Here is a 6000-nt window from a genome sequence, read left to right on the forward strand (position 1 = left end):
TGCAGAAAAGCTTTGATACTTCAATCCTAAGGCACTGTTGTTGTCTTGAATATTAATAGCAACTGTGATGTGTATTTTATATAGAAATGGCTGATACTACTTTTAGGTTGTTTATTCTGAAAATGGAGGTCAATATATGAAAAGGCTATTAATATTATCACTTGCAGCAGTTGCACTTCTTGGTGCATGTGGTAATAAAACTGACGTAAAAAAAACTGAAGAAGTAAGAACAGGAAATACTACAGATCAAAGAAAGGTAGAAATAACAGACGGTCATGCGAATGCTAAAATTCTTAGTAGTACAGATTGGCAAGCCACAAAAGTATATGACAAAAATAATAAAGATTTAACAGCAGAAAATTCAAATTTACTTGGCCTTGCGAAATATGACGCTGATTCAGGACGCTATGAATTCTTCGATCCAAAAACAGCTGGAAGCCTCGACGATAAAGGGATTTTCTTTTTTACGAATGATGGAAAGCATAGAATATTGATCTCAGAAACGAAAAATTACCAAGAAATTGAGGATATTACTAAGCTAACAAATAAAATGTTTACTTATAAACGGATGGGGAAAGATGCAAATGGTAGCGATGTTGAGGTATTCGTTGAGCATGTCCCTTATACGGAAAAACACCTAACGTTTACTGCACCAGATAAAACTTTAAATAATTCTACAGGCCCGATTGTCAAAGACGTGGATGGGGATAAAATTTTAGCTGGTACGCTTTGGCAAGGAACAGTTGTATTAGATTTCAACAAAAATGATGTAACACAATATAATACAAATTTTATTAGTATTGCTAAATATGATGCTAATACGAATAAATATGAATTTTTTAATCCTGAAACAGGTAAAAGTCGTGGTGACTATGGTTACTTTAATGTAATCGATGGAAATAAATTAAGAGCCCATGTTTCAATTGGCGACAATAAATATGGGGCTGTGCTCGAAATTACTGAGCTAAATAATAAGAAATTCACATATATAAGAACTGGGAAAGATAAAGACGGTAAGGATATAACAGTATTTGTTGAGCATGAACCTTATACAGGTAAGTTTAAACCAGAATTTACACTAAAATAAAAATTAACGGCTTTAGTCCTTGTATTATTAATGGAGTAAGGCCGTTTAAGAATTACTAAAAAAGTATCTTCCACTACAAGTTCAAACTCTCAACTTTAATACTTGAGAGTTTTTTTTACTTTCTGGCATAGTTCAATCACTAACTTCGTACACTATCTGTAAAAGGGTGGTGGATATGGGTGAAGCGCTGGCTTGCACTAGGAGTAATTATGCTAATGAGTATAGTGGTCGTGGCATATGAAACGAATGCTTCGAACCGTAACTTCTTCTTACCGGACCCACTTGGTGGCGTAAAAATTGTCATTGATGCGGGACACGGAGGTCAGGATGGAGGTGCTTCAAAGGGCGAAGTAATTGAAAAGGATATTACACTTGCAATTGCTCAGCATGTGGAGAAGCAATTAAAGAAAAAAGGCGCAACAGTCGTAATGACACGAACAAAAGATGGAGATGTTATCGACGAGCACGCGTCATCAGAAAAGTATGGAACATTAAGAGAACGAAAGAAGCAGGACATCTTTTTAAGAAAAGACATAGTAGAAAAAGAAAAACCGGATCTTTTTATTACTATTCATGCAAATGCCATTCCTGAAACAAAGTGGCGTGGTGCTCAGGTGTTTTATCATCAAGAAGGACATGCTGAAAGTGAATTATTAGCAAAGAGCATTCAAGATTCCATTCGCACTAATTTGAAAAATACAGACAGAGAAGCAATGTCTATAAAACAAATATATTTACTGAAAAAAGCTGAGGTACCTGCTGCACTAGTAGAAACAGGGTTTATAAGTAATGATGAAGAACGTGCACTATTAACAGATAAGAAATACCAAGAAAAAATGGGAGATGCCATTGTTGAAGGTATAGAAGAGTATTTGTTAGCTAAGATTGAATAGAGCAACAACACAACGTAAATCAAATCATTATGATATACTAACATTGAGATAATATAAGGGGAGTGTTCGTCGTGATAACTGAACAACAAGTACGAGAAATACTAGGACAACTACAAGATCCATTTTTACATAAATCATTTGCAGAAACAGACGGTATTACAAATGTAGCAATAAAAGAAGAGAAGAATCATGTTAGTGTAAAAATCGCGATTGCTAAAACAAATACACCTGAACAATTACAGCTTCAAATGAAAATTGTTGAAGTTTTGAAAGAAGCGGGTGCAAATACAGTCGGTATTCGTTTCGAAGAGCTGTCAGCAGAAAAACTACAGAGCTTCCGTGGCGTAGCAACTGAGGCTGAGGCACAAGATATTTTATCTCCACTTAGCACAGTACAAGTTATTTCAATTGCCTCTGGTAAAGGCGGTGTAGGGAAATCTACAGTATCAGTTAACTTAGCTGTTGCATTAGCTCGTCTAGGTAAAAAGGTTGGCTTAATTGATGCTGATATTTATGGATTCAGTGTACCTGATATGATGGGTGTTACAGATATGCCTAAAGTGGTAGACAATCGAATTTTCCCTGTTGATCGTTTAGGTGTGAAAATGATTTCAATGGGCTTCTTTGTTGAAAATAACGCACCGATTGTATGGCGTGGACCAATGTTAGGTAAAGTGTTAGATCAGTTCTTCCGTGATGTAGAATGGGGAGAACTAGACTATCTACTATTGGATTTACCACCAGGTACAGGTGACGTTGCATTAGACATTCACCAAATGCTTCCTTCTTCAAAAGAAATTGTTGTAACAACACCACATCCAACGGCAGCGTTCGTTGCAGCTCGTGCAGGTGCAATGGCTTTACAAACAGATCATGAAATTTTAGGTGTTATTGAAAACATGGCATGGTATGAATCGAAATCAGGTGACCGTGAATTCGTATTCGGTCAAGGTGGAGGTCCTAAATTAGCAGAAGAGCTACGTACTGAGCTACTTGGTCAAATTCCTCTTGGTCAGCCTGACTGGTCAGAAGAAGATTTTGCACCTTCTGTTTATGCTGAAAAACACACAACAGGACAAATTTATTTAGACATCGCGACGAACATCATTAATAAATTAAATAAATAAATGAACAATGAAAACGGATTTCCTCAAATAATGGAGGAAATCCGTTTTTCATATGTGGATGGTTACTCAGAGCCTTTTTGCTCATTACCTCCACCGCTGCCACCAGCTTCTTTTTTACCGCCGCCAGCTTTACCTGTCTCGCCAGCACTCTTCCTAATAAGCTCCTGCCATTTTGTTTGCATAAGCGGACTTTCAATCGTTTCCTTGACGATTTCCTCCGTTTGTTTTCTCATATTGGAGGATTTTAAAATATTCTCTAACTGCTTTTGCATATCTGGCTGGCCAAAGAAAGCCTCCATATCTTTTTGGAAAGAGGGGTCCTTTATTAATTCCTTCATAATATCCTGTTGTTGCTTTTGCATACTTTTAGCTACAGTTTCCTTAAACTTTGGATCTTCGAATGTTTTCTTCCAAAAGTCTTCTGCTTCTTTGGAAAGCAAGGTAGACTCGGTAGCTTTCTTCACTTCATCATGCTCCAAAACCAATAATTCACGGAAACTTGGTTCCTCTAAAAGCTTTCGCAACGCCTTTTTACCATCCTCGGTTTGTAAAGAGTCGATCATTATTTTTTTTATTTCATCATAGGACATGGTAGAGGCTTTATCTTGTGAACAGGCAGAAAGAAAAAGCATTAGAATTAGTAGTAAGAAGAATTTTCGCATCAATAATCAGTCCTTTCTATAGAGAGACTCTTTCAATTATTGTTCACATTTATGAGGACTTTATGTATTGGTTAAGATGAGAAATAGCTTTTTTAACAATGCATTGTTAAAATAAGTACAGATATACATTGAGAAATTGGGGGACTTTTAGTTGTGACGATACGAAATTGGGCAAARTTTTTCTTCTTTGCAATGCTCGTTGGTGGCGCAGTCAACGGAATTTGCAGCTTATTTATTCGATGGGACTTCTTTCAACCATACATAACAAACGGTCACTGGGGTGAATTTTTGGCCGGGCTTTTATGGATGGTTTTCTTAGGATTTACAATGAGTGTTATTGCACAAGCGGGCTTTTTTGCTTATTTAACGCTCCATCAAGTGGGAGTTAATATTTTTAGAACACTTACATTATGGAATTGGGTACAGCTTTTATTAATCGCTTTTACTATTTTTGATATTATATTCTTCCGCTTTATACCAGGTGTAAAAGATGGACAAAGCTGGTTATTCTATGTTGGCTTGTTAATTGTATTACTATTAGGTGCTATAGCAACAGCCATTCAAAAAGTAAAATTAACTGGAAAAAAACATGTGTTCATTTCAGCTTTATTTTTTATGGTTGTCGTTACAACACTGGAATGGACAATTGCATTAATGGGTCGCGATGAAAACATTAACGAGTATGTTGCACTTTTACTATTTCCACTACTCGCTGTAAATGCTTATCAATTATTAGTATTACCAAAATATAATGCAAAATCCGAAGAAGATCGTCGAAAATTAGAAGCACGCCGTAAAGCACGTCGTGAACAAGCTAAAAACGCATAAAAGAAGTTGCCTCTATTATAGTTGGAGGCAACTTCTTTTTTATCCCGCATTAACGGGCAGTAATTACCGAAAGTGAAACGTCAGGTACATGACTCCTGCCGCAAAATTTAGCGAAAGTAAAGAAGATAGGTGGGAGATTAACTGCCCGTAAAAGCCCGATTGGTGAAGACTAATGATCAGTGGGGATGAAGAAAATCCCCACTGATTAAAGTTTCACTTTATGGTGATTTTTTAGTTTGTACTTTATAGCCGAATATATTTTCTTCAATCGACATAAATTTATTTTGTTGTAGAAATGTATTCAGCTCTTTAAATGAGATTTTATTATTTTGGTGTAAAGACATAAAAACAAAATCTCCCTTTTGTAATTTAGGTGTCTTTTCACCTTTCCAGATTAGAGAGGGAGAAAGTATATTCATCTGCTGTTGAAATAAGTTGTTTTGTAAATCCTGCGAATACTGGTGATTTCGTGTTGCAAACCAAAGGGGTGTTGCTTGAAAATGCTTTTCGTAAATATTAATATCTTTTTGAACGACGGCAAGATCAATTGGTTTATCCACTGAATCCTCAGGTCCTAATAATCCTGTAGGTAGTTTTCGCTCTTGAATGACTTTTAGGTGCTCAGGTGAACGTTCAATCCATGCAGCATCTAGCAAAAGAAGCGGATAAGGTTCTTTTACAGTTTTAAGCCAGTCCAACAGGGTTTCATCAGAGAAAGAAATTTCGACAATAAGTGATGAACCATAATGTCCTTTTGTTACAACTGCTGGAGCATCAGCAATGTTAAATACAGAAATCATAGTAGAATTTATCGGCTTTATAAAGACAAATAGTATTACGATGAAAAGCAGTGAAATCAACGTTTTACGAACCATCATAACGACCTCGTTTCTATATTTTTAACTTCTTTCAGAAGAAGTTTCCCACCTCTATAGGTGGTGAGATGAATGCGGATTTAAGCTACTTTTCAGCGGGTGTCCAAACACCTGTACCTGTCGCTACGCTTTCGGCACAAAAGACATCTGCTGAAAGAAGTTAAGCCTCCGGACGCAATTATGCCGAGGCATAATTGATATGAAAAAATAAAGTTCTTAAAAAAACTTATGATTTAGTGTTGACTTTCATGAATAATCGATGTTATTATGTATAAGTCGCCAAGAGATGACGCAGTAATTGAAAAAATGAACCTTGAAAACTGAACAAGCAAAACGTAATCAATAAAGTTTTCAGTAACTAACCTCGAGTTAGTGAACAAAACAAAATTTTGGACATCAAACATGATGCCAGCAAAACAATTTGAGCTAATCAAATTTCTTTTATGGAGAGTTTGATCCTGGCTCAGGACGAACGCTGGCGGCGTGCCTAATACATGCAAGTCGAGCGAACAGAGAAGGAGCTTGCTC

Annotated in this window: 6 protein-coding genes and 1 rRNA gene; 5 read left to right on the plus strand and 2 right to left on the minus strand. The window is 36.4% G+C overall.

The features are described 5' to 3' along the window. Window positions 1-136 precede the first annotated feature (136 nt). The 3 genes from AC1DCY_RS06955 (at window position 137) to AC1DCY_RS06965 (ending at window position 3107) form a co-directional block, all read left to right on the plus strand. The gene (locus AC1DCY_RS06955; RefSeq protein ID WP_477348652.1) at window positions 137-1087 is read left to right on the plus strand and encodes a DUF4822 domain-containing protein; all 951 of its coding nucleotides are present in this window, start codon (window positions 137-139) and stop codon (window positions 1085-1087) included. A gap of 179 nt (window positions 1088-1266) precedes the next feature. Next, window positions 1267-1980: an N-acetylmuramoyl-L-alanine amidase gene (locus AC1DCY_RS06960; protein ID WP_477348653.1), complete on the plus strand. Its 714-nt coding sequence runs from the start codon at window positions 1267-1269 to the stop codon at window positions 1978-1980. A 71-nt stretch (window positions 1981-2051) separates the two neighbouring features. After that, window positions 2052-3107 (plus strand): P-loop NTPase, encoded by a 1056-nt coding sequence (locus tag AC1DCY_RS06965; protein WP_477348655.1) that lies wholly within the window; start codon window positions 2052-2054, stop codon window positions 3105-3107. A 62-nt stretch (window positions 3108-3169) separates the two neighbouring features. On the opposite strand, the gene gerD is transcribed toward AC1DCY_RS06965, so the two are convergent. Further along, window positions 3170-3769 (minus strand): spore germination lipoprotein GerD, encoded by a 600-nt coding sequence (gene gerD / locus AC1DCY_RS06970; RefSeq protein ID WP_477348657.1) that lies wholly within the window; start codon window positions 3767-3769, stop codon window positions 3170-3172. Between the two features lie 153 nt (window positions 3770-3922). Between gerD and AC1DCY_RS06975 the strand changes: the two genes are divergently transcribed. Then, window positions 3923-4597: a KinB-signaling pathway activation protein gene (locus AC1DCY_RS06975; RefSeq protein WP_477348659.1), complete on the plus strand. Its 675-nt coding sequence runs from the start codon at window positions 3923-3925 to the stop codon at window positions 4595-4597. A 218-nt stretch (window positions 4598-4815) separates the two neighbouring features. Here AC1DCY_RS06975 and AC1DCY_RS06980 read toward each other — a convergent pair whose 3' ends face one another. Then, window positions 4816-5475 (minus strand): hypothetical protein, encoded by a 660-nt coding sequence (locus AC1DCY_RS06980; protein WP_477348661.1) that lies wholly within the window; start codon window positions 5473-5475, stop codon window positions 4816-4818. Window positions 5476-5912: 437 nt separating this feature from the next. On the opposite strand from AC1DCY_RS06980, the gene AC1DCY_RS06985 reads away from it, so the two are divergent. After that, a 16S ribosomal RNA gene (locus AC1DCY_RS06985) occupies window positions 5913-6000 on the plus strand; the annotation flags it as partial.

Source organism: Lysinibacillus sp. 10T31, assembly GCF_056394365.1.